At 57.5% G+C, this 26,858-nt stretch carries 32 protein-coding genes; 18 read left to right on the forward strand and 14 right to left on the reverse strand.

The annotated features are described in order from the left end of the window. Positions 1-14: 14 nt before the first annotated feature. From speB to ACMGG5_RS02000, 4 genes are all read right to left on the reverse strand, one after another. Positions 15-935, reverse strand: coding sequence for an agmatinase (gene speB, locus ACMGG5_RS01985; RefSeq protein WP_008499737.1), 921 nt, complete (start codon positions 933-935; stop codon positions 15-17). A gap of 210 nt (positions 936-1,145) precedes the next feature. Next, complete coding sequence (gene speA, locus ACMGG5_RS01990) at positions 1,146-3,122, reverse strand: biosynthetic arginine decarboxylase (RefSeq protein ID WP_024906561.1); 1,977 nt, start codon at positions 3,120-3,122, stop codon at positions 1,146-1,148. An 8-nt stretch (positions 3,123-3,130) separates the two neighbouring features. Next, positions 3,131-3,262: an acid stress response protein YqgB gene (yqgB, locus tag ACMGG5_RS01995; RefSeq protein ID WP_127312443.1), complete on the reverse strand. Its 132-nt coding sequence runs from the start codon at positions 3,260-3,262 to the stop codon at positions 3,131-3,133. A gap of 94 nt (positions 3,263-3,356) precedes the next feature. Next, positions 3,357-3,500, reverse strand: coding sequence for a hypothetical protein (locus tag ACMGG5_RS02000; RefSeq protein WP_419716730.1), 144 nt, complete (start codon positions 3,498-3,500; stop codon positions 3,357-3,359). Between the two features lie 425 nt (positions 3,501-3,925). Between ACMGG5_RS02000 and metK the strand changes: the two genes are divergently transcribed. The 8 genes from metK to ruvX all read left to right on the forward strand — a co-directional run bounded on the left by metK (position 3,926) and on the right by ruvX (position 10,985). Then, a complete protein-coding gene (gene metK / locus ACMGG5_RS02005) occupies positions 3,926-5,080 on the forward strand; it encodes a methionine adenosyltransferase (protein ID WP_010435443.1) in 1,155 nt (384 codons plus the stop codon). Positions 5,081-5,415: 335 nt separating this feature from the next. Then, positions 5,416-6,813: a galactose/proton symporter gene (gene galP, locus ACMGG5_RS02010; RefSeq protein ID WP_048991665.1), complete on the forward strand. Its 1,398-nt coding sequence runs from the start codon at positions 5,416-5,418 to the stop codon at positions 6,811-6,813. 58 nt (positions 6,814-6,871) lie between these two features. Further along, positions 6,872-7,369: a SprT family zinc-dependent metalloprotease gene (locus tag ACMGG5_RS02015; RefSeq protein ID WP_032650144.1), complete on the forward strand. Its 498-nt coding sequence runs from the start codon at positions 6,872-6,874 to the stop codon at positions 7,367-7,369. Positions 7,370-7,463: 94 nt separating this feature from the next. Further along, positions 7,464-8,171, forward strand: coding sequence for a deoxyribonuclease I (gene endA / locus ACMGG5_RS02020; protein ID WP_248272393.1), 708 nt, complete (start codon positions 7,464-7,466; stop codon positions 8,169-8,171). Between the two features lie 51 nt (positions 8,172-8,222). Then, a complete protein-coding gene (gene rsmE / locus ACMGG5_RS02025) occupies positions 8,223-8,954 on the forward strand; it encodes a 16S rRNA (uracil(1498)-N(3))-methyltransferase (protein ID WP_024906558.1) in 732 nt (243 codons plus the stop codon). Positions 8,955-8,973: 19 nt separating this feature from the next. Continuing rightward, positions 8,974-9,921: a glutathione synthase gene (gshB, locus tag ACMGG5_RS02030; RefSeq protein WP_420277425.1), complete on the forward strand. Its 948-nt coding sequence runs from the start codon at positions 8,974-8,976 to the stop codon at positions 9,919-9,921. A gap of 87 nt (positions 9,922-10,008) precedes the next feature. After that, positions 10,009-10,569, forward strand: a complete 561-nt coding sequence (locus ACMGG5_RS02035) for a YqgE/AlgH family protein (protein ID WP_032645077.1) — start codon at positions 10,009-10,011, stop codon at positions 10,567-10,569. Then, the gene (gene ruvX, locus ACMGG5_RS02040) at positions 10,569-10,985 is read left to right on the forward strand and encodes a Holliday junction resolvase RuvX (RefSeq protein WP_235402081.1); all 417 of its coding nucleotides are present in this window, start codon (positions 10,569-10,571) and stop codon (positions 10,983-10,985) included. The genes ACMGG5_RS02035 and ruvX overlap by 1 nt, the downstream gene beginning before the upstream one ends. Before the next feature lie 10 nt (positions 10,986-10,995). On the opposite strand, the gene ACMGG5_RS02045 is transcribed toward ruvX, so the two are convergent. After that, positions 10,996-11,976: a type IV pilus twitching motility protein PilT gene (locus ACMGG5_RS02045; protein ID WP_267217302.1), complete on the reverse strand. Its 981-nt coding sequence runs from the start codon at positions 11,974-11,976 to the stop codon at positions 10,996-10,998. 17 nt (positions 11,977-11,993) lie between these two features. Between ACMGG5_RS02045 and ACMGG5_RS02050 the strand changes: the two genes are divergently transcribed. The 6 genes from ACMGG5_RS02050 (at position 11,994) to ACMGG5_RS02075 (ending at position 15,710) form a co-directional block, all read left to right on the forward strand. Further along, a complete protein-coding gene (locus ACMGG5_RS02050; RefSeq protein WP_420277427.1) occupies positions 11,994-12,695 on the forward strand; it encodes a YggS family pyridoxal phosphate-dependent enzyme in 702 nt (233 codons plus the stop codon). A gap of 21 nt (positions 12,696-12,716) precedes the next feature. Beyond that, a complete protein-coding gene (locus ACMGG5_RS02055; protein WP_090418613.1) occupies positions 12,717-13,283 on the forward strand; it encodes a YggT family protein in 567 nt (188 codons plus the stop codon). Further along, positions 13,280-13,576 carry a DUF167 family protein YggU gene (gene yggU / locus ACMGG5_RS02060; RefSeq protein WP_023333349.1) on the forward strand — a complete coding sequence of 99 codons (297 nt, stop codon included), beginning with the start codon at positions 13,280-13,282 and terminating at the stop codon, positions 13,574-13,576. The genes ACMGG5_RS02055 and yggU overlap by 4 nt, the downstream gene beginning before the upstream one ends. 3 nt (positions 13,577-13,579) lie before the next feature. Further along, positions 13,580-14,173 (forward strand): XTP/dITP diphosphatase, encoded by a 594-nt coding sequence (locus ACMGG5_RS02065; RefSeq protein WP_420277430.1) that lies wholly within the window; start codon positions 13,580-13,582, stop codon positions 14,171-14,173. Next, on the forward strand, positions 14,166-15,308 hold the full coding sequence (hemW, locus tag ACMGG5_RS02070; RefSeq protein ID WP_061714494.1) for a radical SAM family heme chaperone HemW: 1,143 nt from the start codon (positions 14,166-14,168) through the stop codon (positions 15,306-15,308). The genes ACMGG5_RS02065 and hemW overlap by 8 nt, the downstream gene beginning before the upstream one ends. A gap of 63 nt (positions 15,309-15,371) precedes the next feature. Then, complete coding sequence (locus ACMGG5_RS02075; protein WP_157189709.1) at positions 15,372-15,710, forward strand: endonuclease domain-containing protein; 339 nt, start codon at positions 15,372-15,374, stop codon at positions 15,708-15,710. A gap of 82 nt (positions 15,711-15,792) precedes the next feature. Here the strand turns inward: ACMGG5_RS02075 and ACMGG5_RS02080 are convergent, their stop codons facing one another. The 3 genes from ACMGG5_RS02080 to trmB are packed head-to-tail and all read right to left on the reverse strand — an operon-like array spanning position 15,793 to position 17,611. Further along, positions 15,793-16,509 carry a DUF2884 domain-containing protein gene (locus tag ACMGG5_RS02080; protein WP_024906551.1) on the reverse strand — a complete coding sequence of 239 codons (717 nt, stop codon included), beginning with the start codon at positions 16,507-16,509 and terminating at the stop codon, positions 15,793-15,795. 56 nt (positions 16,510-16,565) lie between these two features. Next, positions 16,566-16,892: a YggL family protein gene (locus ACMGG5_RS02085; protein WP_014885198.1), complete on the reverse strand. Its 327-nt coding sequence runs from the start codon at positions 16,890-16,892 to the stop codon at positions 16,566-16,568. Next, on the reverse strand, positions 16,892-17,611 hold the full coding sequence (trmB, locus tag ACMGG5_RS02090; protein ID WP_023333355.1) for a tRNA (guanosine(46)-N7)-methyltransferase TrmB: 720 nt from the start codon (positions 17,609-17,611) through the stop codon (positions 16,892-16,894). The genes ACMGG5_RS02085 and trmB overlap by 1 nt, the downstream gene beginning before the upstream one ends. A 138-nt stretch (positions 17,612-17,749) precedes the next feature. Here trmB and mutY point away from each other — a divergent pair, with 138 nt between their 5' ends. From mutY to ACMGG5_RS02110, 4 genes are all read left to right on the forward strand, one after another. Further along, positions 17,750-18,808, forward strand: a complete 1,059-nt coding sequence (gene mutY / locus ACMGG5_RS02095; protein WP_370884336.1) for an A/G-specific adenine glycosylase — start codon at positions 17,750-17,752, stop codon at positions 18,806-18,808. Positions 18,809-18,834: 26 nt separating this feature from the next. Continuing rightward, positions 18,835-19,107: an oxidative damage protection protein gene (locus tag ACMGG5_RS02100; RefSeq protein ID WP_023309138.1), complete on the forward strand. Its 273-nt coding sequence runs from the start codon at positions 18,835-18,837 to the stop codon at positions 19,105-19,107. 56 nt (positions 19,108-19,163) lie between these two features. Then, entirely contained in the window at positions 19,164-20,240 is a 1,077-nt protein-coding gene (gene mltC, locus ACMGG5_RS02105) for a membrane-bound lytic murein transglycosylase MltC (RefSeq protein ID WP_024906549.1), read from the forward strand. A gap of 218 nt (positions 20,241-20,458) precedes the next feature. Next, positions 20,459-21,715 (forward strand): nucleoside permease, encoded by a 1,257-nt coding sequence (locus ACMGG5_RS02110; RefSeq protein ID WP_008499767.1) that lies wholly within the window; start codon positions 20,459-20,461, stop codon positions 21,713-21,715. Positions 21,716-21,794: 79 nt separating this feature from the next. On the opposite strand, the gene citG is transcribed toward ACMGG5_RS02110, so the two are convergent. Genes citG through citC form a run of 6 tightly spaced genes read right to left on the reverse strand, consistent with a single transcriptional unit; the run spans position 21,795 to position 26,850 of the window. After that, entirely contained in the window at positions 21,795-22,598 is an 804-nt protein-coding gene (gene citG / locus ACMGG5_RS02115) for a triphosphoribosyl-dephospho-CoA synthase CitG (RefSeq protein ID WP_420277431.1), read from the reverse strand. After that, positions 22,576-23,115: a citrate lyase holo-[acyl-carrier protein] synthase gene (citX, locus tag ACMGG5_RS02120; protein ID WP_420277433.1), complete on the reverse strand. Its 540-nt coding sequence runs from the start codon at positions 23,113-23,115 to the stop codon at positions 22,576-22,578. Before citX ends, citG begins: the two co-directional genes overlap by 23 nt. Further along, the gene (gene citF, locus ACMGG5_RS02125) at positions 23,112-24,635 is read right to left on the reverse strand and encodes a citrate lyase subunit alpha (RefSeq protein WP_048029064.1); all 1,524 of its coding nucleotides are present in this window, start codon (positions 24,633-24,635) and stop codon (positions 23,112-23,114) included. The genes citX and citF overlap by 4 nt, the downstream gene beginning before the upstream one ends. Positions 24,636-24,645: 10 nt before the next feature. Beyond that, on the reverse strand, positions 24,646-25,521 hold the full coding sequence (gene citE / locus ACMGG5_RS02130) for a citrate (pro-3S)-lyase subunit beta (RefSeq protein ID WP_029740740.1): 876 nt from the start codon (positions 25,519-25,521) through the stop codon (positions 24,646-24,648). Then, on the reverse strand, positions 25,518-25,811 hold the full coding sequence (gene citD / locus ACMGG5_RS02135; RefSeq protein ID WP_148768549.1) for a citrate lyase acyl carrier protein: 294 nt from the start codon (positions 25,809-25,811) through the stop codon (positions 25,518-25,520). The genes citE and citD overlap by 4 nt, the downstream gene beginning before the upstream one ends. Positions 25,812-25,827: 16 nt before the next feature. Continuing rightward, positions 25,828-26,850, reverse strand: a complete 1,023-nt coding sequence (citC, locus tag ACMGG5_RS02140; protein ID WP_407859021.1) for a [citrate (pro-3S)-lyase] ligase — start codon at positions 26,848-26,850, stop codon at positions 25,828-25,830. Positions 26,851-26,858 lie beyond the last annotated feature (8 nt).

The raw sequence follows: 26,858 nt of genomic DNA on the forward strand, positions 1-26,858 counted from the left end.
ACGCCAGGAGAGGCTTATTCGCCTTTTTTGGCAGCCTGGATGTAGAGCATTTCCAGTGCCAGGGTCGCTGCGGCCAGCGCAGTGATTTCGGACTGGTCATACGCAGGCGCCACTTCCACCACGTCCATCCCGACAATGTTCAGATCCTTCAGGCCGCGCACCAGCTTGATAGCACGGTCTGAGGTCAGGCCGCCGATCACCGGCGTACCGGTACCCGGTGCAAATGCCGGATCCAGGCAGTCGATGTCGAAGGTCAGATACACAGGCATATCACCCACGATCTGCTTCACCTGCGCGAGAATGTCATCCACGCCGCGATCGTTAACCTGGCCCGCATCCAGCACGGTGAAACCGTTGTCCTTGTCGAACTCGGTGCGAATACCGATCTGCACGGAGTGGTTCGGGTCGATCAGACCTTCGTTCGGCGCGGTGAAGAACATGGTGCCGTGGTCAAACTCACAGCCGTTCGCGTAGGTGTCGGTATGCGCATCAAAGTGTACCAGCGCCATTTTACCGAAGTGCTTGGCATGGGCACGCAGCAGCGGCAGGGTCACGAAGTGGTCGCCGCCGAAGGAGAGCATGCGCTTACCGGCAGCCAGCAGCTTCTCGGCGTGCGCCTGCAGCTTTTCGCTCATCTCACGCGCGTCACCAAAGGCATACACCAGGTCACCGCAGTCCACCACGTTCAGGCGCTCGCGCATGTCGAAGTTCCACGGGAAGCGGTTATGCTCCCAGGCCAGGTTAGTGGAAACCTGACGAATCGCCGCCGGTCCGTGACGACCACCCGCACGGCCAGATGTTGCCATATCGAACGGCACGCCGGTGATCACCCAGTCCGCATCGCTGTCGTACGGCTGGAAGTTCATTGGAAGGCGTAAAAAACCAAACGCGTTAGATACCAGAGAGTTATCGTACTGATGACCTAAAGTGCTCATGTCCTGACCTCTTTTAAAGTCGATACATTAAAAACAGATGAAAAAAAATCCCCTCCGCGTCGTTAAACCCGACGAGGAAGGGATTGATTCGTAAATCGCTTATTGGGGCGAATTATCGCCGGTAATGCATACGGGTTCAAGTGAGTATAGGGCATTGTGCGGACTGATGCCCTCACCCCGCCCCTCTCCCACAGGGAGAGGGAGGTTTTCCTACTCGTCTTCCAGGTAGGTGTACCCGTACAGACCCGCTTCAAACTCTTCCAGGAACTGCTGCTGCAGCGCATCGTCCAGCCCGGTGTTTTTCACCTGGTCGCGGAACTGCGTCAGCAGGGTTTTCGGATCCAGCTGAACGTATTCCAGCATGTCCGCCACGGTATCCCCTTCGTCAGACAGCTCAACTTCCACGCTGCCGTCAGGGAAGACAAACACGTCAACCGCCTCGGTATCACCGAACAGGTTGTGCATGTTGCCGAGGATCTCCTGATACGCGCCGACCATAAAGAAGCCCAGCATCGGCGGGTTCTCCGGGTCGTACTCCGGCATTGGCATCGTCGTTGCGATACCGTCGCCGTCAACGTAGTGGTCGATAGCACCGTCGGAGTCACAGGTGATGTCCAGCAGCACCGCGCGACGTTCCGGGGCGTGGTTCAGCCCTTCCAGCGGCAGAACCGGGAACAGCTGGTCGATACCCCAGGCATCCGGCATTGACTGGAACAGCGAGAAGTTGACGTAAATCTTATCCGCCATACGCTCCTGCAGCTCGTCGATAATCGGACGGTGCGCACGGTTGCTCGGGTCGAGCTGTTTCTGCACTTCATGGCACATGTTCAGATAGAGCTGCTCCGCCCACGCGCGCTCCTGCAGGCTGAAGGTGCCTGAGGAATACCCCACGTGGATGTCATGCAGGTCCATCTGGCTGTCGTGCAGCCATTCGCGCAGGGAACGACGCGTGCCCGGCTCGTGCATTTCCTGCCAGGTTTCCCACATGCTTTGCAGGGAGCGCGGGGCATCGTCTGCCGGAGGCGTCGCTTCGGTGATTTCGCTACGCTCAACGCCGATGATGTTAGAGACCAGCACCGTATGGTGCGCGGTGACCGCGCGGCCGGATTCGGTGATTACCGTCGGGTGCGGCAGGCCGTTCTCTTCACAGGCATCGCCGATCGCCCAGATGATATTGTTCGCGTATTCGTTCAGGCCGTAGTTCACGGAGCAGTCCGACTGCGAGCGGGTCCCTTCGTAGTCCACGCCCAGGCCGCCGCCCACGTCGAAGCACTGAATGTTCACGCCAAGCTTGTGCAGCTCAACGTAGAACCGCGCGGATTCACGCACGCCGGTGGCGATGTCGCGAATGTTGGCCATCTGCGAGCCGAGGTGGAAGTGCAGCAGCTGAATGCTGTCGAGACGACCGCGCTCGCGCAGGATTTCCACCAGCTGCAGCACCTGGTTCGCCGCCAGGCCGAACTTGGATTTTTCGCCGCCGGAGGACTGCCATTTACCGGAACCCTGTGACGCCAGACGCGCACGCACGCCAAGGCGCGGCACCACGTTCAGACGCTCGGCCTCTTCCAGCACGATGGCGATTTCGGTCATCTTTTCGATAACCAGATAGACCTTGTGGCCCATCTTCTCGCCAATCAGTGCCAGACGAATGTATTCACGGTCTTTATAGCCGTTACAGACGATCACCGAACGGGTCATGCCCGCATGCGCCAGAACCGCCATCAGCTCCGCTTTGGAGCCAGCCTCCAGACCCAGCGGCTCGCCGGAGTGGATCAGGGATTCAATCACGCGGCGGTGCTGGTTTACCTTGATTGGGTAAACCAGGAAGTAGTCGCCTTTATAGCCGTAGGACTCACGCGCGCGCTTGAAGGCGGCGTTAATAGAACGCAGGCGATGTTGCAGGATCTGCGGGAAGCAGAACAGTGCAGGCAAACGCTGGCCCTGAGCTTCACGGGCTTTCACCAGTTTAGCAAGGTCCACGCGCGCTTCAGGGACGTCGGGATCCGGGCAGACGCTGATGTGGCCCAGTTCGTTGACGTCGTAGTAGTTATTGCCCCACCAGGCAATATTGTAAGTGCGCAGCATCTTGCTGGCTTCCTCGGAGCTCATCGCAACCTCCTGCATAGAACGTAGTACACCCTGTTCGCCCGCTGACGAAGGCGAAAAAGAAGACATGTCGTCAGACATAGCGAACCTCAACTCTTTGTATTAAGTGTAAAACAGTTGACTACTATCGCAGCGTTATACGGCGATAACAACCCATAAACGGCTCCGTTTCCCAGCAGAGTATGCTGAAATCCAGACCGTGCGACCGGTTTCTTATTCATATCATTGTAAAACACGTATCCGAACTCTGTATGACAAGGTTCGGCGAAACCACGAGAAAACTCTTGTATTAACAAGAGCGCCCTTGTTCAGTTTTCACAAAGCGTGACCGGCCCTGGAATCCTGAGAAGCGCCGAGATGGGTATAACATCGGCAGGTTTGCAGACTAGAAATGCGGGTTGCGGGAATCAAATACGCGCCAGAACGGCTGCGCTGAATTAGCGGAAAACGATGGTTCATTATCTCGTATCACCTCCACGGCCGCCTCTGCTGAAACGGACCCCAAGCCAAAGCTAAAAGTTCACTGCTTAACCCGGCTGGAAGTGGCGACACGATGAGTTCATCGAGCGCTTATTTTATATGAGCCGCGCGCCGCGTTTTATACCGAGAAGGGGGCTAAAAAGCAAAACAAAAATGCGCGTGTTGCCGGGGCCGTCAGGAATTATTGCCAGCAGCAATTTCAACTGAGTGAGAGGTTAGTCAAAAAAAACTGGAAATCGGGCGAAGAAGTGACCTAAAATAGCCATCCAGATGTTAATCCATCTATACTGATTAACACTCATACTGCCAGTGTCAAAAACCTGCAGGCCTTGGTAGAATTATCTCCTTTGGCTATTCCACACAGCAGCTTGAGCTAACCAAATTCCTCTTAGGTGAAATAAAACATGGCAAAACACCTGTTTACGTCCGAGTCCGTATCAGAAGGACATCCTGATAAAATTGCTGACCAAATCTCCGATGCGGTGCTGGATGCGATCCTGGCGCAGGATCCAAAAGCGCGCGTAGCGTGTGAAACCTATGTCAAAACCGGCATGGTTCTGGTTGGCGGTGAGATTACCACCAGCGCATGGGTTGATATCGAAGAGATCACCCGTAACACGGTGCGTGAGATCGGCTATGTGCATTCTGATATGGGCTTTGATGCCAACTCCTGCGCGGTACTGAGCGCGATTGGCAAACAGTCTCCAGACATCAACCAGGGCGTTGACCGTGCCGATCCGCTGGAACAGGGCGCGGGCGACCAGGGTCTGATGTTCGGCTATGCAACCAACGAAACCGACGTGCTGATGCCAGCACCGGTCACCTACGCACACCGTCTGGTGCAGCGTCAGGCTGAAGTTCGTAAAAACGGCACCCTGCCGTGGCTGCGCCCGGATGCGAAAAGCCAGGTCACTTTCCAGTACGACGACGGCAAAATCGTCGGTATTGACGCGGTAGTGCTTTCTACCCAACACTCCGAAGATATCGATCAGAAATCCCTGCAGGAAGCAGTGATGGAAGAGATCATCAAGCCGGTTCTGCCGACCGAATGGCTGAGCTCTGCGACCAAATTCTTTATCAACCCAACCGGACGCTTCGTTATCGGCGGCCCAATGGGTGACTGCGGTCTGACCGGTCGTAAAATCATCGTTGATACCTACGGCGGCATGGCGCGTCACGGTGGCGGTGCGTTCTCCGGTAAAGATCCGTCTAAAGTTGACCGTTCTGCGGCGTACGCTGCACGTTATGTGGCGAAAAACATCGTTGCCGCCGGCCTGGCTGACCGCTGTGAGATCCAGGTTTCCTACGCTATCGGCGTGGCTGAACCAACCTCCATCATGGTTGAAACCTTCGGTACTGAAAAAGTGCCTTCAGAACAGCTGACGCTGCTGGTGCGCGAGTTCTTCGACCTGCGTCCATACGGCCTGATTCAGATGCTGGATCTGCTGCACCCAATCTACAAAGAAACCGCGGCATACGGTCACTTTGGTCGTGAACATTTCCCATGGGAAAAAACCGACAAAGCCGCCCTGCTGCGTGAAGCTGCCGGTCTGAAGTAATCGACTGACATCGCTTTTAAAAGGCCAGCCTTCGGGCTGGCCTTTTTTTATGTTTGAAACCGATTACACCATGCCAAATATATCCCGCTTTCAGAATAATCTCTTTGCCTGATCGCCTTTCTTCTGCTGTTACATTTCATTTCAGTTAAGTCCGAAATTATAACAAACGCGATGCACATCACCTCGTTTACCTCTATATTTTCAAAGCTTTAATTATTTTTACGGTTCCACGTTAGTGTAACCGATTACACCTATGTGATTAATCTCACATATTTTTACGAGTTGCTCACCTACCCTTTACATCAATAAAACTGATAACCCAACTGGAGGGCATAATGCCTGACAATAAAAAACAGGGGCGTACGTCCAACAAGGCGATGACATTCTTCGTCTGTTTCCTCGCCGCCCTGGCAGGATTACTTTTTGGCCTGGATATCGGCGTGATTGCCGGTGCATTACCTTTCATCACTGACGAGTTCCAGATCAGCGCTCACACCCAGGAATGGGTGGTCAGCTCCATGATGTTTGGCGCTGCCGTCGGGGCCGTCGGCAGCGGCTGGCTCTCCTTCAAGCTCGGGCGTAAAAAGAGCCTGATGATCGGCGCGATCCTGTTCGTTGCCGGTTCACTCTTCTCGGCCGCTGCGCCTAACGTTGAGGTTCTGCTGGTTTCCCGCGTGCTGCTCGGCCTGGCCGTGGGCGTGGCGTCCTATACCGCCCCGCTTTACCTGTCTGAAATCGCGCCGGAGAAAATCCGCGGCAGTATGATTTCGATGTACCAGTTGATGATCACCATCGGTATCCTGGGCGCGTACCTTTCCGATACCGCGTTTAGCTACAGCGGCGCATGGCGCTGGATGCTCGGCGTGATCATCATCCCGGCCATCCTGCTGCTGATTGGCGTCTTCTTCCTGCCGGACAGCCCGCGCTGGTTCGCTGCCAAACGCCGCTTCGTGGATGCTGAACGCGTGCTGCTTCGCCTGCGCGATACCAGTGCGGAGGCAAAAAACGAGCTGGAAGAGATCCGCGAAAGCCTGAAGGTCAAACAGTCCGGCTGGGCGCTGTTTAAAGAGAACAGCAACTTCCGCCGTGCGGTGTTCCTTGGCGTGCTGCTGCAGGTCATGCAGCAGTTCACCGGGATGAACGTCATCATGTACTACGCGCCAAAAATCTTTGAGCTGGCGGGTTATACCAACACCACCGAGCAGATGTGGGGGACCGTCATCGTGGGTCTGACCAACGTGCTGGCGACCTTTATCGCCATCGGTCTGGTGGACCGCTGGGGACGTAAGCCAACCCTGACGCTGGGCTTCCTGGTGATGGCGGCCGGTATGGGCGTCCTCGGTACCATGATGCATGTGGGCATTCACTCCCCAACCGCCCAGTACTTTGCGGTAGGCATGCTGCTGATGTTTATCGTCGGCTTTGCGATGAGCGCCGGTCCGCTGATCTGGGTACTGTGCTCGGAGATTCAGCCGCTGAAAGGGCGTGATTTTGGTATCACCTGCTCTACCGCAACCAACTGGGTTGCCAACATGATCGTCGGCGCAACGTTCCTGACCATGCTCAATACCCTGGGCAACGCGAACACCTTCTGGGTATACGCCGGTCTGAACATCTTCTTTATTGTGCTGACCATCTGGCTGGTTCCAGAAACCAAACACGTTTCGCTGGAACATATTGAACGTAACCTGATGAAAGGTCGTCCTCTGCGCGAAATCGGCGCTCACGACTAATTATCTTGCGGGAGGCGCCTCTTGCGCCTCCCCGCTTCGCGCTTTATGCTCTGCCCCTATGAAAGCACCCCGTCTCCCCATCGCCATTCAGCAGGCCGTTATGCGCAGCCTGCGGGAAAAACTCGCCCAGGCGAACCTGAAGCTCGGTCGCAATTATCCTGAACCCAAACTCGTCTACCAGCAGCGTGGAACCTCGGCCGGTACCGCCTGGCTCGAGTCGTATGAGATCCGCCTTAACCCGGTGCTGATGATGGAAAACCAGCAGGCGTTTATCGAGGAAGTGGTGCCGCACGAGCTGGCACATCTGCTGGTGTGGAAACACTTTGGCCGCGTCGCGCCGCATGGAAAAGAGTGGAAGTGGATGATGGAGGCAGTGCTCGGCGTTCCGGCACGCCGTACCCATCAGTTCGAGCTGGAATCGGTGCGCCGCAATACCTTCCCCTACCGATGCCAGTGTCAGCAGCACCAGCTTACCGTCCGTCGCCATAATCGCGTGGTGCGCGGTGAGGCGACCTACCGCTGCGTCAAATGCGGCGAGCCGCTGGTTGCGGAATAATCATCTGAACTTTCAGGAACTTTCCTGATCTGACTGATTGCATACAGGAACAACATTCGTTACGTTGCGGGCTCGTTTTGACACGGAGTGTAAGATGTCCCGTAATTTTTCTCTCGCGGTCGCCTTTCTGACGACGGCGCTCTCAGGCCATTCTCTGGCCGACGGTATCAACAGTTTTTCCCAGGCCAAGGCCGCAGGCGTGAAGGTCAACGCTGACGTGCCGGGCGATTTCTACTGCGGCTGTAAAATTAACTGGCAGGGTAAAAAAGGGGTCGTTGACCTTGAGTCCTGCGGCTATAAGGTGCGTAAAAACGAAAACCGCGCCAGCCGTATTGAATGGGAGCATGTCGTTCCGGCCTGGCAGTTTGGCCACCAGCGCCAGTGCTGGCAGGATGGCGGACGTAAAAACTGCGCCAAAGATCCGGTGTATCGCCAGATGGAAAGCGATATGCATAACCTGCAGCCTGCCGTGGGTGAAGTGAACGGCGACCGGGGTAATTTCATGTACAGCCAGTGGAACGGTGGCGAAGGCCAGTACGGCCAGTGCGGTATGAAGGTTGATTTTAAAGAGAAAGTCGCCGAGCCCCCTGCCCGCGCGCGCGGCAGCATTGCCCGCACCTACTTCTATATGCGTGACCGTTACGACCTCAACCTTTCCCGCCAGCAGACGCAGCTGTTCAACGCCTGGGACAAGCAGTACCCGGTGACGGAGTGGGAATGCCAGCGCGACGAACGTATCGCCAGAGTCCAGGGGAATCACAACCCTTACGTCCAGCGGGCTTGCCAGGCGCAAAAGAGCTAACCTACACTACGGCAATTCGCTTATATCGCATGACACATGGAATTTCTGACTATGCGCATTCCCCGCATTTACCATCCTGAACTGATTACCGCAGGCCGCGAAATCGCCCTGTCTGATGACGCTGCCAACCACGTTGGCCGCGTGCTGCGCATGGGCGCAGGTCAGGCAATACAGCTGTTCGACGGCTCGAACCAGGTTTTCGACGCGGAAATCACGCGGTCTGATAAAAAAAGCGTACACGTTAACGTCCTGCGTGGCGAAGTGGACGACCGGGAATCACCGCTGCACATTCATCTGGGCCAGGTGATGTCGCGCGGCGAGAAAATGGAGTTCACCATTCAGAAATCCATTGAACTGGGTGTAAGCCTCATTACGCCACTTTTTTCTGAGCGCTGTGGCGTTAAACTGGATGCGGAACGTCTGAACAAAAAGATCCAGCAGTGGCAGAAAATTGCCATTGCGGCTTGCGAACAGAGTGGCCGCAACCGTATTCCGGAGATCCGCCCGGCGATGGATCTGGAGGAGTGGTGTGCAGAAGAGGACAGTGGGCTGAAGCTCAATCTTCATCCGCGCGCCAGCGCCAGCATCAATACGCTGCCCCTGCCCGTTGAGCGCGTACGCCTGCTGATTGGCCCCGAAGGCGGCCTGTCGGCGGACGAAATTGCGATGACGGCACGTTACCAGTTTACTGATATTCTGTTGGGACCTCGCGTTCTGCGCACTGAGACAACGGCACTCACGGCCATTACCGCGCTACAGGTACGGTTTGGCGATCTGGGTTGAAGCATTAACGGAGAAGAACATGATCAAGCTCGGCATCGTGATGGACCCCATCGCAAACATTAACATCAAGAAAGATTCCAGCTTCGCCATGCTGCTGGAAGCGCAGCGTCGCGGCTATGAACTCCACTATATGGAGATGAACGATCTTTACCTGATCAACGGTGAAGCCCGCGCGCGCACCCGCATCGTTAACGTCGAGCAGAACTACGACAAATGGTACGAATTCGGCACCGAGCAGGACATTTCCCTGGCCGATCTCAACGTCATCCTGATGCGTAAAGATCCGCCGTTCGACACCGAATACATCTACTGCACCTATATTCTCGAACGCGCTGAAGAGAAAGGCACGCTGATCGTCAACAAGCCCCAGAGCCTGCGCGACTGTAACGAGAAGCTCTACACCGCCTGGTTCTCTGACCTGACGCCGGAAACCCTGGTGACCCGCAGCAAAGCGCAGCTGAAAGAATTCTGGCAGAAGCACGGCGATATCATCATGAAGCCGCTGGACGGCATGGGCGGCGCATCGATTTTCCGCGTGAAAGAGAGCGACCCAAACATTGGCGTGATTGCCGAAACGCTGACCGAACTGGGCACGCGCTACTGCATGGCGCAGAACTATATTCCAGCGATCAAAGACGGCGACAAACGCGTTCTGGTGGTGGATGGCGAACCGGTTCCTTACTGCCTGGCACGTATCCCGCAGGGTGGCGAAACCCGCGGTAATCTGGCCGCCGGTGGCCGCGGCGAGCCGCGTCCGCTGACCGAAAGCGACTGGGAAATTGCCCGCCGCGTTGGCCCGATGCTGAAAGCCAAAGGTCTGATCTTCGTCGGACTGGATATCATCGGCGATCGTCTTACCGAAGTGAACGTCACCAGCCCGACCTGCATTCGTGAAATTGAGGCGGAATTCCCTGTCTCAATCACCGGCATGCTGATGGACGCTATCGAAAAGCGTTTACAAAAATAACCTAACAATACTATTAGTGACAGCGCCTGAGTTTGTCCCCATACTGGGCGCTGTCGCTTTTTAAACCAGGAAACAGTACCTCTGACAATGAATTTACAGCATCACTTTCTTATTGCCATGCCTGCTCTCCAGGACCCGATTTTTCGCCGCGCCGTGGTTTATATTTGTGAATACAATGAAGACGGCGCGATGGGCATTATCATTAATAAACCGCTGGAAAATCTTCAGGTTGAAGGGATTCTGGACAAGCTGAAAATCCCGGCTGAAGCGCGACTGCCGGAAATCCGGCTTGATAAGCCCGTGATGCTGGGTGGACCTCTTGCAGAAGATCGCGGTTTTATCCTGCATACGCCGCCGGTATTCTCTTCCAGCATTCGCATCTCCGACAAGACCGTTATCACGACCTCGCGTGACGTACTCGAAACGCTGGGCACCGCAGAGCAGCCTTCTGAAGTGCTGGTGGCGCTGGGCTATTCGTCGTGGGAGAAAGGCCAGCTTGAGCAAGAGATCCTCGATAACGCCTGGCTCACCGCCCCTGCGGACATGAATATCCTGTTTAAAACCCCTATCGCCGATCGCTGGCGTGACGCGGCAAAGCTGATTGGCATTGATATCCTGACCATGCCTGGCGTAGCGGGGCACGCCTGATGAGCGGAACGCTTCTTGCCTTCGATTTTGGTACTAAAAGCATTGGCGTCGCCGTGGGGCAGCGCATCACCGGTACCGCGCGTCCGCTTACGGCCCTGAAGGCCAACGACGGCACGCCGGACTGGAACCTCATTGAGCGCCTGCTCAAAGAGTGGCAGCCGGATGACGTGATTGTTGGGCTGCCGCTCAACATGGACGGTACCGAACAGCCGCTGACCGCCCGGGCGCGTAAGTTTGCCAATAAAATCCATGGCCGCTTTGGCGTCTCCGTGAAGCTGCACGACGAGCGTCTGAGCACCGTCGAAGCGCGCTCGGGTCTGTTTGAGCACGGCGGCTTCCGGGCGCTGAACAAAGGCAGCGTGGACTCCGCTTCTGCCGTCATCATCCTCGAAAGCTATTTCGAGCAGGGCTTTTAAGCACAGGGGCCTACAGCCGCCCCTGCGCCCGTCTCTCCGCCAGGCTCTGGTCAAAGTTCTGCATGCCTGCCTGCTGACCGGTTTGAATGATGCCGGGCAGTTGCCACGTTTTCCCTTCACGAATGAGATTCGCCGCCGCTGCGGTGTTCACCAGCAGCTCATACAGCGCGACGCGCCCGCCCTGTAGATCGGGAAGCAGCTTTTGCGCCAGCACCGCCCGCAGGCTGCCGGCCAGCTGGTTACGCACCGGATCTTTCTCCTGCGCCGGGAACGTATCGACCAGCCGTTCAATCGCCTGCGATGCCCCGCGCGTATGCAGCGTCGCCAGCACCAGATGCCCGGTCTCCGCCGCCGTCAGCGCCAGGCGGATCGTTTCGCTGTCGCGCAACTCCCCAAGCAGAATCACGTCCGGATCCTGGCGTAAGGCACCGCGCAGCGCTTCTGCAAATGACGGGCTGTGCTGGCCTATCTCCCGCTGCTGGATCAGACAACGCTCGCTCCGGTAGATAAACTCCACCGGATCTTCAAGCGTGAGGATATGGCCATCAGCATGGCGGTTAAGAAAATCGACCATCGCCGCCAGCGTAGTTGATTTACCGCTGCCGGTTGCTCCTGTCACCAGAATCAGTCCGGCGTCATTGGACAACAGTTCCGGGATTGCCCGCGGCGCGCCCAGCGAAGCGAGCTGCGGGCAGGTACGCGGCAACAGCCGGAGCGTTACAGAGATACCGCTCATCTGCTTAAAGGCACTGCCGCGCAGACGCTGGCCTCCCGCCACCGTCACGGCAAAATCCACCTGCCCGATGGCCCACCAAATCCCCTGCTGCTCGTCGTTGAGCCACGCTTTTAATAACGCCCCGACGTCAGGAGGAGGAAACGGTGCCGGTTCAAGGCGGCCCGTTCTGCGCCAGCGGGGTGGCGAATCACTGCACAGGTGTAGATCGGAGACGTTATGCTTTACACTAAGGGCCACAATTTCTTCCACATCCATACACTACTCCTCGGAAAATGAACGACATTGCGCATAACCTGGCACAGGTCCGGGACAAAATCTCAGCCGCCGCAGCGCGTTGCGGCCGGGCTTCAGAAGAAATTACGCTGCTTGCAGTCAGCAAAACCAAGCCTGCGAGCGCTATCGCAGAAGCCATTGACGCAGGCCAGCGGGCGTTTGGTGAAAATTACGTGCAGGAAGGCGTGGATAAAATTCGCTACTTCCTGGAACAGGGGAAGACGGATCTGCAGTGGCACTTTATTGGCCCGCTGCAGTCGAACAAAAGCCGTCTGGTGGCAGAGCACTTCGACTGGTGTCACACCATCGACCGTCTGCGTATTGCGACACGTCTGAACGACCAGCGTCCGGCAGAGATGCCAGCGCTTAACGTGCTGATTCAGGTCAACATCAGCGACGAAAACAGCAAGTCCGGCATTGCGCTGAGCGAGCTGGACGCGCTGGCCGCAGAGGTGGCCGAACTGCCGCGCTTAACCCTGCGCGGGCTGATGGCCATTCCGGCGCCTGAGTCAAGTTATGAAAGGCAGTTTGCCGTGGCACAGCAAATGGCTGTAGCATTTGAGGCGCTTAAAGCGCGCTATAACACGGTAGACACGCTTTCTCTGGGCATGTCGGATGATATGGAAGCCGCCATCGCGGCAGGCAGCACTATGGTGCGCATCGGCACGGCAATTTTCGGTGCGCGCGACTACTCAAAATAATAAGGAAACCTGAGGAACGCCATGAAGACGTTGACTTTCCTGCTCTCAACTGTGCTTGAGCTGTATACGATGGCGCTTTTGCTGCGCGTCTGGATGCAGTGGGCCCGCTGTGATTTTTACAATCCGTTCTCGCAGTTTGTCGTGAAAATCACGCAGCCTGTTGTCGGACCATTGCGCCGTATTATCCCGGCCATGGGCCCCATCGACAGTTCGTCTCTGCTGGTGGCGTTTATTCTGAGCGTTATCAAAGCGATCGTGCTGTTTATGGTCATTACCTTCCAGCCGATTATCTGGATTGCTGCGGTCCTGATTCTGGTCAAAACCATCGGTCTGCTTATTTTCTGGGTGCTGCTGGTGATGGCCATCATGAGCTGGGTCAGCCAGGGGCGTAGCCCGGTGGAGTATGCTTTGATTCAGCTGGCAGAGCCGCTGCTGCGTCCAATCCGTAACCTGCTTCCGTCTATGGGCGGCATCGATTTTTCCCCGATGATCCTGGTTCTGCTGCTCTATGTGGTCAACATGGGGATCGCTGAGCTGTTACAGTCCACGGGCAATATGCTGCTGCCGGGGCTGTGGATGGCGCCATGAGTGCCGTAAGCACCTGCGCTGACGGGCTGGTTTTGCGGCTGTATATTCAGCCAAAAGCCAGCCGTGACAGTATTGTTGGGCTGCATGGCGACGAGTTAAAAGTCGCCATCACCGCCCCGCCGGTTGACGGCCAGGCGAACGCGCATCTGACTAAATATCTGGCAAAACAGTTTCGCGTCGCCAAAAGCCAGGTCATCATTGAAAAAGGTGAACTTGGGCGACATAAACAGGTAAAAATCCTTAATCCGCAATCTATCCCGACGGAAGTCGCGGCACTGAAAGAACAGGACTAAACCATGCAGAAAGTTATTCTCGCGACCGGCAACGCTGGTAAAGTGCGCGAGCTGGCCTCGCTATTAAATGATTTTGGGCTGGACGTGGTCGCCCAGACCGATCTTGGCGTGGATTCCGCCGAAGAGACGGGGCTGACGTTTATCGAAAACGCGATCCTGAAAGCGCGCCACGCCGCGCAGATTACGGGCCTGCCCGCGATTGCCGACGACTCCGGCCTGGCCGTGGATTTTCTCGGCGGCGCGCCGGGGATTTACTCCGCGCGCTATTCCGGCGCTGACGCTACCGACCAGCAGAATCTGGAAAAGCTGCTTGTCGCCCTGAAAGACGTACCGGACGAACAGCGTACCGCGCAGTTCCACTGCGTACTGGTTTATATGCGTCACGCGGAAGACCCTACGCCTATCGTCTGCCACGGCAGCTGGCCGGGCGTGATCACCCGTGAAGCGGCTGGTAACGGCGGCTTTGGCTACGACCCGATTTTCTTTGTCCCGACCGAGGGCAAAACCGCTGCGGAACTGACCCGCGAAGAGAAAAGCGCGATTTCCCACCGTGGACGCGCGCTGAAATTGTTACTGGAAGCACTGCGTAATGGCTAATTTGCCGCCTCTGAGTCTTTATATTCACATCCCGTGGTGCGTGCAGAAATGCCCGTACTGCGATTTCAACTCGCACGCGCTGAAGGGCGAAGTGCCGCACGATGATTACGTTGCGCATCTGCTGGCCGACCTGGACGCCGATGTACCTTACGCACAGGGACGTGAAGTTAAGACCATTTTCATTGGTGGCGGTACGCCGAGCCTGCTGTCCGGTCCGGCTATGCAGACCCTGCTGGACGGCGTGCGTGCGCGCCTGAACCTGGCAGCGGATGCTGAAATTACGATGGAAGCCAACCCCGGCACCGTTGAGGCCGACCGTTTTGTCGACTATCAACGCGCGGGCGTAAACCGCATCTCCATCGGCGTGCAGAGCTTTAGCGAACCGAAGCTAAAACGTCTTGGGCGCATTCACGGCCCGGAAGAGGCGAAGCGCGCGGCAAACCTGGCGACAGGGCTTAATCTTCGCAGCTTCAACCTCGATTTGATGCACGGCCTGCCGGATCAGTCGCTGGACGAGGCGCTGGATGACCTTCGCCAGGCGATCGAACTGAACCCGCCGCACCTGTCGTGGTACCAGCTCACCATCGAGCCAAACACGCTGTTCGGTTCCCGCCCGCCGGTGCTGCCGGACGACGACGCGCTGTGGGATATCTTCGAGCAAGGTCACCAGTTGTTAACCGCTGCGGGCTATCAGCAGTACGAAACGTCCGCGTACGCGAAGCCGGGCTACCAGTGTCAGCACAACCTGAACTACTGGCGCTTTGGCGACTATCTCGGGATTGGCTGCGGCGCGCACGGCAAGGTGACCTTCCCGGACGGGCGCATTCTGCGTACCGCCAAAACCCGCCACCCGCGCGGGTATATGGAAGGCCGCTACCTGGAGCGTCAGCACGACGTCGAGGCGGCGGATAAGCCGTTTGAGTTCTTTATGAACCGCTTCCGCCTGCTGGAGGCCGCGCCGCGCGCGGAATTTACACGTTACACCGGGCTGCCGGAGTCGGTGATTCGCCCGCAAATCGACGAGGCGCTGGCCCAGGGGTATCTCACCGAGTGTGATGAATACTGGCAGATCACCGAGCACGGCAAACTGTTCTTAAACTCCCTTCTTGAGCTGTTCCTCGCCGAAGAATCCTGAAGGATGATTCAGGATTTTGCATCCCGTTCTGCCGGCTGAGGGAAAGGCTGGCAGAGTGCGGGGATGGACAAACCAAAACAACTCCGCAAACAAATGACGCCCGAAGAGTTACGCCTCTGGTATTTACTCAGGGGACGCCGCTTCTTTGGCTATAAGTTTCGCCGCCAGATGCCGATTGGTGCGTATATCGTGGATTTTGCCTGTTTTAAGGCAAAGCTGATTATCGAGCTGGACGGTGGACAACATCAGAACAACGAAATGTATGATTCACGTCGTGCTGAATTTTTGAATGTAAACGGCTGGGAAATACTACGGTTCTGGAATAATGAATTCAGAGCTAATGAGGAGGAGGTAATGATGGCAATTCTGCAACGACTGCAATGCCTGATGCCCTCACCCTAACCCTCTCCCACAGGGAGAGGGAACGATTACACCCTCTCCCCTGGGGAGAGGGATGGGGTGAGGGGCCCAGCGCGCAGAGATCTTACTTCAGCGTCCCCACCAGCGCCTTCCGGCTATCTTCCAGCGACACCACGCGTTTACACACGTCTTTGCCGAACTGCTGGAAATCATCTTCCTGGTTCTTCCACTCGTTCTGAATAGAGGTTTGCAGGCCGCCCAGACTGCCCAGCACGCCCTGCAGCGGGTTACCGCCGCCTTTCAGCACCGCTTTGGCGCCCATCTCGTTGATGCTGTCCTGCAGGATGCCGCCCATCGCCTGGTTCACCAGCTGCTGCCCGTCGGCACGGACCTGATCAATCGCCTTGTAGTGGAAAGTCAGGCCGTCGGAACGCGTCTCGATAATCCGGTTCATCTGTTCTTTAAGCTGCTTATCAAGCTTCGTCAGGCGGGTGCGCATATTGCTGCTCTCCCCCACCTCTTTAGTGATGATCTTATCCAGCGCCACGCGGCTCTTTTCGACGCGCGTCAGGGCACCTTCATTAATCCACGGCAGCGCGGTACGCAAATCGGCCTGATAGTCTTTCGCCTGCTCACGCTGTGCGGCAGTCAGGTTGTACTGCTTGCCGTTAAAGGTGACGTTCCCCTGCGGCGTAATCACCAGATTGCCGTTCTCGCCTTTGACCTGCACGGTTTGCGGGCTTAACACCACGTCATCACGCGGGGTGACGCTACACTGATAATCCGCATGGGCGGTGAATCCAGTTGCCATCAAAGCAACAGCCAGCAACGTTTTGCGCATCTTAAACACTCCCTCAGACAAAATGGGCCAGCTAATGCTGGCCCCTGACTTCTTTATTAGTCCCACCAAACGTCGAAAAGTTCGCTGACGCGGACATCTTCCAGCTTGTGGTCCTCAAGCCATTTACGCACCAGCGCCTGATGTTCTTCGGTGCATTTACCCACTTCCTGGGTGCAGATCAGACCTTCCCATGCCAGGTAGCCGCTACCGTCGAAGGCCAGCTTGTTTGGCTCAATCACGTCGTTGATGAACGCATCCACGTCCTGATCGATCTGTTCTACACTGGTGCCTTCCGGGAAACGCCACGCAACGGAGAAGCCCACTTCCTGGAATTCTTCGATGTGCATCTTTTTACGCAGACGACGGCTACGATTCTTTGCCATTATTTCACCCTCTCGAACATTAAGTCCCATACACCGTGACCAAGACGATGGCCACGCTGTTCAAATTTCGTTACCGGACGCGATTCCGGACGCGGTACATAGTCGTTGCTCGCAGACTGGTTTTTGTAACCGTCCAGCGACGACATCACTTCCAGCATATGTTCCGCATACGGTTCCCAGTCGGTCGCCATATGGAAGACACCGCCCAGCTTCAGCTTGCTTTTCACCAGCTCGGCAAACGGTGCCTGAACGATACGGCGTTTATTATGACGTGCTTTGTGCCACGGGTCAGGGAAAAAGAGCTGAACCATGGTTAAAGAATTGTCAGGAATCATTTTGTGCAGCACTTCCACCGCGTCGTGACACATCACGCGCAGGTTCTCAACGCCCTCTTCATGGGCCGTTGCCAGGCATGCACCCACGCCCGGGGAGTGGACTTCAATACCGAGGAAGTTCTGCTCCGGGCGGGCTTTCGCCATGGTCACCAGCGAGGTGCCCATACCAAAACCGATCTCCAGCGTGACGGGTGCTTCGCGGCCGAACAGTTCAGTAAAGTCCAGAGGCTGCTCGCTGAACTCAACGCCCATCACCGGCCAGTAGTTGTCCAGCGCGTGTTGCTGACCTTTTGTCAGGCGGCCCTGACGACGGACAAAGCTGCGAATACGGCGCAGCGGGCGACCGTTTTCATCAAATTCCGGTGAAATGACGTCGTTTTTCATAAAAGAGTTGTCTGCTTGTGAGAATGTTCGGGAAACGGGCATTATCCAAAGTTAAGGCTTCTATGCAAGCATGGGAAAGATCCGGTTTACAGCAGATTGACGCTGTGCTGCAATCTGCGTCCCTGATTATGCGAATCGATGACCATGCAAGCCTCTCAATTTTCAGCCCAGGTGCTGGACTGGTACGACAAATACGGGCGTAAAACCCTGCCCTGGCAAATTGAAAAAACGCCTTACAAAGTATGGCTCTCCGAGGTGATGTTGCAACAAACGCAGGTCGCCACGGTGATCCCTTACTTCGAGCGTTTTATGGCGCGCTTCCCGACGGTGACCGATCTGGCCAACGCCCCGCTGGACGAGGTCCTGCACCTGTGGACCGGTCTTGGCTATTACGCCCGCGCGCGTAACCTTCACAAGGCCGCACAGCAGGTCGCGACGCGCCACAACGGGAAATTCCCGGAAACCTTCGACGAGGTGGCCGATCTCCCCGGCGTCGGACGCTCAACCGCAGGTGCGATTCTTTCCCTGTCGTTAGGCAAGCATTTTCCGATCCTCGACGGCAACGTAAAGCGCGTGCTGGCACGCTGCTACGCCGTCGAAGGCTGGCCTGGGAAGAAGGACGTTGAAAAACGTCTTTGGGAAATTAGTGAAGAGGTCACCCCGGCCAACGGCGTCGAGCGTTTCAACCAGGCGATGATGGATCTCGGCGCCATGGTCTGCACGCGCTCAAAACCAAAATGCGAACTCTGCCCGGTGAATACTCTCTGCGTGGCGTATGCCAACCATTCCTGGGCGCAGTATCCGGGTAAGAAACCCAAACAGACGCTGCCGGAGCGAACCGGCTATATGCTGCTGATGCAGCACGGCGACGAGGTCTTCCTGGCCCAGCGTCCGCCGAGCGGCCTGTGGGGTGGTCTATACTGCTTCCCACAGTTTGAAGATGAAGACTTGCTGCGTGAATGGCTTAAAAAGCGCGGGATTGCTGCCGATAACCTGACGCAGTTGACCGCGTTTCGCCATACCTTCAGCCATTTCCACCTGGATATTGTACCCATGTGGCTTCCCGTGTCGTCATTTGCCTCGTGCATGGATGAAGGCACCGCTCTCTGGTATAACTTAGCGCAACCGCCATCAGTCGGACTGGCGGCTCCCGTGGAGCGCCTGTTACAGCAATTACGTGCCGGTGCAATGGTTTAGCATCGACAAGAAAAAGAGGAATGTGTATGGCCAGAACGATTTTTTGTACTTTCCTGCAGCGTGACGCTGAGGGCCAGGATTTCCAGCTTTATCCGGGCGACCTGGGTAAACGCATCTACAATGAAATCTCCAAAGAAGCCTGGGGACAGTGGCAGAAAAAGCAGACCATGCTGATTAACGAGAAGAAACTCAGCATGATGAACCCGGAACACCGCAAGCTGCTGGAGCAGGAGATGGTGAGCTTCCTGTTCGAAGGTAAAGACGTACACATCGAAGGCTATACGCCACCGGAAAAATAACAGCGTGCGGGGGAAACCCCGCCGTTAAAGCAAACACAACACGCACTCCCGGAATGATGAAAAAACTTTTAGCGCTAGCCCTTGTTGCGCCGTTGCTTGTCTCGTGTTCGTCAAAAAAAGGCGAAGATTACAACGAAGCCTGGATCAAGGACACCAACGGTTTTGACATTTTGATGGGGCAGTTTGCCCACAACATCGAGAACATATGGGGATTTAACGAAGTTCTTATTGCCGGACCCAAGGACTACGTTAAGTACACCGACGCCTATTTGACCCGTAGCCACATCAACTTTGATGAGGGTACGATCACGATTGAGACTATTGCAGGCACTGACCCTGCAGCGCGCTTACGTCAGGCCATTATCAAAACCCTGCTGATGGGTGACGATCCGGGATCTATCGATCTCTACTCCGATGCCGACGATATTACGATCTCGAAAGAGCCGTTCCTGTACGGCCAGGTTGTCGATCAGACCGGCCAGCCGATCCGCTGGGAAGGTCGCGCCACGAAATTTGCCGACTACCTGCTGCAGACGCGCCTGAAAAGCCGCTCTAACGGTCTGAAGATTATCTACAGCGTCACCATCAACCTCGTCCCGAACCACCTCGACAAGCGTGCGCATAAGTACATTGGGATGGTGCGTCAGGCCTCACGTAAGTACGGCGTGGATGAGTCGCTGATCCTGGCGATTATGCAGACCGAATCCTCGTTTAACCCGTACGCGGTAAGCCGTTCCGATGCCCTGGGGCTGATGCAGGTGGTACAGCACAGCGCCGGGAAAGACGTCTTCCGCGCGCAGGGGAAATCCGGCACGCCGAGCCGTAGCTATCTGTTCGACCCGCAGAGCAACATTGATACCGGTACCGCCTATCTGGCGATGCTGAATAATGTGTATCTCGGCGGTATCGATAACCCAACGTCGCGTCGCTATGCGGTGATCACCGCCTATAACGGCGGCGCGGGCAGCGTGCTGCGCGTCTTCTCGAATGACAAAGTGCAGGCCGCGAACATCATCAACAGCATGGCACCGGGGGATGTTTATTCCACCCTCACCACCCGCCACCCGTCTGCGGAATCCCGCCGGTACCTGTATAAGGTGAATACGGCGCAGAAAAACTATCGTCGTCGGTGATCGGCACACCTTCTCCTGCAAGGAGAAGGTGTTCTGCTTCCCCCCACCCATACGAAAATGTTATTTGCATCACAATCCAAACTGCAAATTAATGTGGATTGCATTTTTTTGCGGGAGGTAACAAAACATATCGTTGCCAACTGATAGAATTGCATCAAATAACAACCCTGAATGTTCCTATAACAACATATCTCCCGCTCACTTGTGAGGAAAGTAACATGAACCTTAAGCTGCAGCTTAAAATATTGTCGTTTCTGCAGTTCTGCCTGTGGGGTAGCTGGCTGACTACACTCGGCTCCTATATGTTTGTGACGCTCAAGTTCGATGGTGCGTCAATCGGTGCCGTATACAGCTCGCTCGGTATTGCGGCGGTCTTCATGCCAACGCTGCTGGGGATCGTAGCGGATAAATGGCTAAGCGCCAAATGGCTGTACATGCTTTGCCATCTGGTGGGCGCGGGGACGCTGTTTATGGCAGCCCAGGTGACCACGCCGGGGGCAATGTTCATGGTGATCCTGCTTAACTCGCTGGCCTATATGCCAACGCTTGGGCTGATCAACACCATCTCCTACTACCGCCTGAAATCCGCGGATATGGATATCGTGACCGATTTCCCGCCAATCCGTATCTGGGGCACCATCGGCTTTATCATGGCGATGTGGGGCGTGAGCTTCGCGGGCTTCGAACTGAGCCATATGCAGCTCTATATCGGTGCGGCGCTCTCCGTGCTGCTGGCGATCTTCACCCTGACGCTGCCAACCATTCCGGTGTCTAACCAGCAGAAAAACCAGAGCTGGAGCACCATGCTCGGCCTGGACGCCTTCGCGCTGTTTAAAAACAAACGCATGGCGATCTTCTTCATCTTCTCCATGCTGCTGGGCGCGGAGCTGCAGATCACCAACATGTTCGGCAACACCTTCCTGCACAGCTTCGATAACAACCCGCTGTTCTCAGGCAGCTTTATCGTTGAACATGCGTCGGTGATGATGTCCATCTCTCAGATCTCTGAGACGCTGTTCATCCTGACCATCCCGTTCTTCCTGAGCCGCTACGGCATCAAGAACGTCATGCTGATCAGTATCGCAGCGTGGATGTTGCGCTTCGGTCTGTTCGCCTATGGCGACCCAAGCCCGTTCGGCACCGTGCTGCTGGTGCTGTCGATGATTGTTTACGGCTGCGCCTTCGACTTCTTCAACATCTCCGGTTCGGTGTTTGTGGAAAAAGAAGTGAAGCCTGAAATCCGCGCCAGCGCGCAGGGTATGTTCCTGATGATGACCAACGGCTTCGGCTGTATTCTGGGCGGCGTGGTGAGCGGTAAAGTGGTGGAGATGTACACCACCAACGGCATCACCAACTGGCAGCCCGTGTGGCTGATCTTCGCGGCGTACTCGCTGGTGCTGTTCTTCGCGTTCATCGCGCTGTTCAAGTACAAGCACGTACGTGAACCACACGGTGCGCAGCCAATCGCGCATTGATTGTTGTGCCCGGTGGCGCTGCGCTTGCCGGGCCTACAAAACCAGACCGTAGGCCGGGTAAGGCGAAGCCGCCACCCGGCTATTTTATTCCAGACAGCACCCACCCTACCGACAGTAAATCCGCGCTGCCGCCCGGGCTCAAGTTCCGTTCAATCAGTGCGTTATCCATTCTAAGCAACGCCTCGCGGTCCCAGCCGTTAGCCAGCAGTTCCCGCGCGTAGCCCTGAACGTAGCGCAGCCCTTCCATGCCGCCGCGAGATACCAGATTGCTGTCCTGATTGACGGCCATCAGGCGTAACAGCAGGCCGTGAAGTGAATGTCCATTCCACTGCGCCAGCGCCTTACGCACCGTCGCAAAGCCGCTCTCCGCCTCACCGCGCGCGCCGGTTAAGCCGTACTGATGGAACTGTCGCTCGCCCGCCGTCGCCTGTCCGCTGCGTGCGGCCAGCTCCCGCGACACCAGCCCGCGGCAGATGTTACTCACCTCACAACAGAGGCTGTCTGCGGAGACATTTTTCACACGACCGGCGGCGAAGCACAGTAAACCCAGGGCAAAAATCCCGCCTTTGTGCGTGTTCACCCCGTTCGTCGCGGCATACATCGCCTGCTCGCAGGCCAGCCCCATCGGGCGGAGAAACCGTAGCTGTTCGCCAGCGGGTTTATCCGCATGCGCGCTGCCCAGCTCGGCAAAACGCGAAAACCACGGCGTAATCGCCGCGATGCTGCGGACGAACAGCGCGTGGTCCATATCCCGATGGGAACCGTTGTTGAGCGTGTCCACCAGTCCCGGCTTGGGCGTCAGCTCCAGCTCCTGCCACAGCGCCGCTTCGGCAAGCGCGGGCACGTCAGCCGGGCGCGGTTTAGTCGCGAGCAAACCAGTCATCGATCGTCTTCTCCACGCGGGAAACCACCTGCTTAACGGGGTGGTTACGCGAACGGGAACAGGCGTGGGCGGGCGCGTCGCAGATCAGGCAGCGCCTGAGATTCGCCCCCAGCGACTGACGCCCGACGTGGCCGTGCTGAGGGCAAATCACGTCCAGATCCCACAGCCTGCCGAGCGGGTGCGTCTGCTCCAGATCCGTACAGTGCGCTTTGATTTCCACCGCCGGATGGGCCACGCACCAGAGGGCTTCAGGTCCGGTCGGGAGCCACAGCACCTGACGATCCAGCACCTGCCAGCGGTTTTCCCACAGCAGCTGGTCGCACATCTGCAGCGCCACGCCCATGGTATTGCGGTAGCGCAGGCTGTCCTTGATTTCCCCTGGCGTGACCAGCGTGAGGGAAATCACCGGTTGTTGATAGTGCTCAAGCATGTCAGCCTGGCGCTTTGCGCGGCGCTCTTTCGCCGCCAGCAGTTCGTCAAGGCTGACACCCGCCCGCACGGGTGTCGCTAAAGTCATACTTCCTCCTTCACCTGTCGCACGGTGTCGATCACGCTGCCGTCGCGGTAGCGGATCACCCCGACGATTTTGTCGGTAAACTCAATCGGTTTCGGGACGCCGGTCAGGGAGATCGCCCGCTCGTACAGCGCGTTGATATCCACAACCTTCAGCCCGGCCTCCAGCAGCCGCTCGCGGATTTCCGGGCGCGCCGGGTTGACCGCGATGCCGTGGTCGGTGACCAGCACGTCAATGCTTTCGCCCGGCGTGAGGCGCGTGGTAACCCGCTTCACCACCGTCGGAATGCGGCTGCGCAGCAGAGGGGCAACGACGATGGTCAGGTTCGCCGCGGCGGCCACGTCGCAGTGCCCGCCGGACGCGCCGCGCATCACGCCGTCGGATCCGGTGATGACGTTGACGTTGAACTCGACGTCGATTTCCAGCGCGCTGAGGATCACCACGTCGAGCTGGTCGCAGCTTGCCGCCTTGCTGCCTGGGTTAGCGTAAACGTTGGTGGAGATCTCCACGTGGTTCGGGTTGCGCGCCAGCGAGGCCGCCGCCTGGCCGTCAAAGCACTGGGTATCGAGCAGCTTTTCGATGAGCCCCTTCTCGTGCAGATCCACCAGGCTGCCGGTGATGCCGCCGAGCGCAAAGCGCGCCTTCACGCCGCTGCGCTCCATCTTCTCTTCCATAAAGCGGGTGCAGGCCGTGGCCGCCGCGCCGGAGCCGGTCTGCATCGAGAAGCCCGGTTTGAAGTAGCCGGAGTGTTCAATGACGTCCGCCGCATAGCGGGCGATCATCAGCTCGCGCGGGTTGCTGGTGACGCGCGCCGCGCCGACGCTGATTTTCGCCGGGTCGCCCACGCTTTCAACCTGCACGATGTAGTCCACCTGGTCCTGCACCAGGCTGGCGGGCATATTGGGGAACGGCACCAGCTCTTCAGTCAGCAGCACCACCTTGCGGGCAAAGTGGGCGTCTACCATCGCGTAACCGAGCGAACCGCAGCACGATTTGCCGTGCGTGCCGTTGGCGTTGCCAAACTCATCGCTGCACGGCACGCCGAGAAACGCCACGTCGATATTCAGCTCGCCGTCCTGGAGCAGCTTCACGCGCCCGCCGTGGGAGTGAATTTGCACCGGCTCGTCCATCAACCCGTGGGAGATGGCGTCCGCCAGCCTGCCGCGCATGCCGGAGGTGTAAATCCGGGTGATGACGCCGCTTTTGATATGCTCGATCAGCGCGTCGTTGCAGGTCATCAGCGAGCTGGAGGCCAGCGTCAGGTTTTTAAAGCCCATCCGCGCCAGCAGCGCCACGACGGTGTTGATCACCCGGTCGCCTTCGCGAAACGCATGGTGGAAGGAGATGGTCATCCCGTCCTGCAGGCCGCAGCGCTTAACCGCCTCTTCAACAGAGGCGCACAGCTTGCGGCTGTGCTTCGCATCGCTGTCCGCCAGCCACGGCGTGGTGCTATGGGCGGTATCAAAGGGTTTTAGGTCCCGCAGATGGGGAAAATTCACATGAAGAAGTTCTGTCTGATTCATTGTCTTATCCTTACCGACGCACGCCGGAGGCTGCCGCGCGCTCCAGCACCACCTGCGCGTGGTTAATAATCGGTGCATCCACCATTTTGCCGTTGAGCGACACCACGCCCAGGCCGTTACGCTCGCCCTCTTCTGCCGCCTCAATCACCCTTCTGGCGTGATCCACCTCTTCCTGCGTCGGGGCGTAGGCGTTGTGCAGCAGGTCAATCTGACGCGGGTTGATCAGCGATTTGCCGTTGAAGCCCATCTTGCGGATCAGATCGACCTCGCGCAGGAACCCGGCCTCGTCGTTAACGTCTGACCACACCACGTCGAAGGCGTCGATGCCCGCGGCGCGGGCGGCGTGCAGCACGGCGCAGCGGGCGTAGAACAGCTCGGTGCCGTCGCCGCGCTCGGTCTGCATGTCCATCACGTAGTCAAAGGCGGCCAGCGCGATGCCGATGAGGCGCGGAGAGCTGCGGGCAATCGCCACGGCGTTGATGACGCCAATGGCCGACTCAATCGCCGCCATCACGCGGGTGGAGCCGACCTCGCGGCCGCACTCGCGCTCGATACGCTCAAGGTGGCCCTCCAGCTCGTAGATGTCGTCCGGCGTGTCGGTTTTCGGCAGGCGGATCACGTCCACGCCGGCCCGCACGGCGGCCTCCAGATCCAACAGGCCAAACGGCGTGCTGAGCGGGTTAATGCGCACCACGGTTTCGATATCCTGATACATCGGGTGCTGCAGCGCGTGAAACACCAGCATGCGCGCGGTATCCTTCTCGCGCAGGGCAACGGCGTCCTCAAGGTCAAACATGATGGAGTCGGGACGGTAGATAAAGGCGGTGGAGAGCATGGCGGCGTTGGCGCCCGGCAGGAACAGCATACTGCGGCGGAGTTTGCTCATTTCAGCGCCCCCCAGTTGATGGTCTGTTCGTCGGCGGCACGCATCAGCGCGCTTTGCAGGCGGGCGCGGATCACACAGTCCAGCGCCCCTTTGTCTTCAATAATGATTAATCCCTGGTGCACGTTCATGGCGCGCAATGTGTCGTTGACCACCTGGCGAATATGCTCGCCAAACTGCTTAATCACTTCGCTGTGGATGACGATCTCCAGCTCGCCGTGAGCGGGAGCGATTTTCACCATCAGGTCGCTGGACTCCTGCGTTCCGGCCAGCGCCTCCCTTACAATTTTCATGATAAATTCCTGGTAGTTAAGCGACTTCCGCACTCGCACGGTAATGCGTTTCGAGATGCGCGAAGGTGGAGTCCGGGACAATCTCCCGGATCCGGGAAAACTGCTGTGTCTTCAGTAATCGGCGCACTTCGGACGCCGATATGGCGTTGCCGGTGGCCTTGATGCGCGGCATCTCCACCACCTCGATATGCGAGGCCAGCAGGTCGTGCAGCGTCTGGTTGTACTGGCGGGTGATATCGCAGAACGGCTCCGAGCCGATGAAGCGGTGCGTGATGCCGAGCGCCGGGGCGATAAAGTCCCGGAAGATCAGCACGTCAATCTCGCTCCACGCCTGCTGCACTTTGCCGGTCTCCTTCAGGAAGTAGGCCGGAAACGTGGCGCGAGAGATGATGTACTGCGAGCCTTCATGCACCACCACGTTGGGCAGATGCGCCACGCCCGCGCGCACCATCTCAAGGCGCGCGCTGAACGGGAAGAACGACGCGTCTTCACGCACCACGAACAGGTGCAGGGCGTCGCACTGCGCCGCCGCCTGCTCCACCAGATGGCGGTGGCCGAGGGTGAACGGATTGGCGTTCATCACGATGGCGCCAATCTTCTCCCCGCACCTGCGGTTCGCGCGCAGAGAACGGCAGTAGCGCTCGATCCCCTGCGGGGTGTTCTCCATCAGCACGGCGTTGTTCCCGCTCTGGGCAATCGGCCAGAAGCCGCTGCGGGCAAAGCGCTCCCGGTTGCACGGACGGGTGCAGAGGAAGAGGTGAAAATGGCCGCGCTCCAGCGCCGCATGTTCCACCTCTGCCAGCAGCCGCGCACTGAGGTTCTCGCCGCGAAGCTGCTCGTTGACCGCCACGCACTTAATGACGTTGGCGGCAAGCCCTGCGCAGCCCACCAGCTGCGAGCCGGACCAGGCTTCGACGAACAGCGTGATGTCGTTGTCCAGGCCAAGGCCGCTGTCTGCCAGCAGGTAACGGATCTGGCTTAAGCGTTCCGGGTGCTTCGCCACCAGCGTGTGGCGAAAATCGATGGGTTGCGAATGCATGCTGCCGC

It is taken from the genome of Enterobacter sp. BNK-34 (genome assembly GCF_048684445.1).
Classification (GTDB): Bacteria; Pseudomonadota; Gammaproteobacteria; order Enterobacterales; family Enterobacteriaceae; genus Enterobacter; species Enterobacter pseudoroggenkampii.

Coding starts and splice junctions, on each gene's coding strand:
- speB (WP_008499737.1), bottom strand. CDS start 935: ATGAGCACTTTAGGTCATCAGTACGATAACTCTCTGGTATCTAACGCG.
- speA (WP_024906561.1), bottom strand. CDS start 3,122: ATGTCTGACGACATGTCTTCTTTTTCGCCTTCGTCAGCGGGCGAACAG.
- yqgB (WP_127312443.1), bottom strand. CDS start 3,262: ATGAATAAGAAACCGGTCGCACGGTCTGGATTTCAGCATACTCTGCTG.
- ACMGG5_RS02000 (WP_419716730.1), bottom strand. CDS start 3,500: ATGAACCATCGTTTTCCGCTAATTCAGCGCAGCCGTTCTGGCGCGTAT.
- metK (WP_010435443.1), top strand. CDS start 3,926: ATGGCAAAACACCTGTTTACGTCCGAGTCCGTATCAGAAGGACATCCT.
- galP (WP_048991665.1), top strand. CDS start 5,416: ATGCCTGACAATAAAAAACAGGGGCGTACGTCCAACAAGGCGATGACA.
- ACMGG5_RS02015 (WP_032650144.1), top strand. CDS start 6,872: ATGAAAGCACCCCGTCTCCCCATCGCCATTCAGCAGGCCGTTATGCGC.
- endA (WP_248272393.1), top strand. CDS start 7,464: ATGTCCCGTAATTTTTCTCTCGCGGTCGCCTTTCTGACGACGGCGCTC.
- rsmE (WP_024906558.1), top strand. CDS start 8,223: ATGCGCATTCCCCGCATTTACCATCCTGAACTGATTACCGCAGGCCGC.
- gshB (WP_420277425.1), top strand. CDS start 8,974: ATGATCAAGCTCGGCATCGTGATGGACCCCATCGCAAACATTAACATC.
- ACMGG5_RS02035 (WP_032645077.1), top strand. CDS start 10,009: ATGAATTTACAGCATCACTTTCTTATTGCCATGCCTGCTCTCCAGGAC.
- ruvX (WP_235402081.1), top strand. CDS start 10,569: ATGAGCGGAACGCTTCTTGCCTTCGATTTTGGTACTAAAAGCATTGGC.
- ACMGG5_RS02045 (WP_267217302.1), bottom strand. CDS start 11,976: ATGGATGTGGAAGAAATTGTGGCCCTTAGTGTAAAGCATAACGTCTCC.
- ACMGG5_RS02050 (WP_420277427.1), top strand. CDS start 11,994: ATGAACGACATTGCGCATAACCTGGCACAGGTCCGGGACAAAATCTCA.
- ACMGG5_RS02055 (WP_090418613.1), top strand. CDS start 12,717: ATGAAGACGTTGACTTTCCTGCTCTCAACTGTGCTTGAGCTGTATACG.
- yggU (WP_023333349.1), top strand. CDS start 13,280: ATGAGTGCCGTAAGCACCTGCGCTGACGGGCTGGTTTTGCGGCTGTAT.
- ACMGG5_RS02065 (WP_420277430.1), top strand. CDS start 13,580: ATGCAGAAAGTTATTCTCGCGACCGGCAACGCTGGTAAAGTGCGCGAG.
- hemW (WP_061714494.1), top strand. CDS start 14,166: ATGGCTAATTTGCCGCCTCTGAGTCTTTATATTCACATCCCGTGGTGC.
- ACMGG5_RS02075 (WP_157189709.1), top strand. CDS start 15,372: ATGGACAAACCAAAACAACTCCGCAAACAAATGACGCCCGAAGAGTTA.
- ACMGG5_RS02080 (WP_024906551.1), bottom strand. CDS start 16,509: ATGCGCAAAACGTTGCTGGCTGTTGCTTTGATGGCAACTGGATTCACC.
- ACMGG5_RS02085 (WP_014885198.1), bottom strand. CDS start 16,892: ATGGCAAAGAATCGTAGCCGTCGTCTGCGTAAAAAGATGCACATCGAA.
- trmB (WP_023333355.1), bottom strand. CDS start 17,611: ATGAAAAACGACGTCATTTCACCGGAATTTGATGAAAACGGTCGCCCG.
- mutY (WP_370884336.1), top strand. CDS start 17,750: ATGACCATGCAAGCCTCTCAATTTTCAGCCCAGGTGCTGGACTGGTAC.
- ACMGG5_RS02100 (WP_023309138.1), top strand. CDS start 18,835: ATGGCCAGAACGATTTTTTGTACTTTCCTGCAGCGTGACGCTGAGGGC.
- mltC (WP_024906549.1), top strand. CDS start 19,164: ATGAAAAAACTTTTAGCGCTAGCCCTTGTTGCGCCGTTGCTTGTCTCG.
- ACMGG5_RS02110 (WP_008499767.1), top strand. CDS start 20,459: ATGAACCTTAAGCTGCAGCTTAAAATATTGTCGTTTCTGCAGTTCTGC.
- citG (WP_420277431.1), bottom strand. CDS start 22,598: ATGACTGGTTTGCTCGCGACTAAACCGCGCCCGGCTGACGTGCCCGCG.
- citX (WP_420277433.1), bottom strand. CDS start 23,115: ATGACTTTAGCGACACCCGTGCGGGCGGGTGTCAGCCTTGACGAACTG.
- citF (WP_048029064.1), bottom strand. CDS start 24,635: ATGAATCAGACAGAACTTCTTCATGTGAATTTTCCCCATCTGCGGGAC.
- citE (WP_029740740.1), bottom strand. CDS start 25,521: ATGAGCAAACTCCGCCGCAGTATGCTGTTCCTGCCGGGCGCCAACGCC.
- citD (WP_148768549.1), bottom strand. CDS start 25,811: ATGAAAATTGTAAGGGAGGCGCTGGCCGGAACGCAGGAGTCCAGCGAC.
- citC (WP_407859021.1), bottom strand. CDS start 26,850: ATGCATTCGCAACCCATCGATTTTCGCCACACGCTGGTGGCGAAGCAC.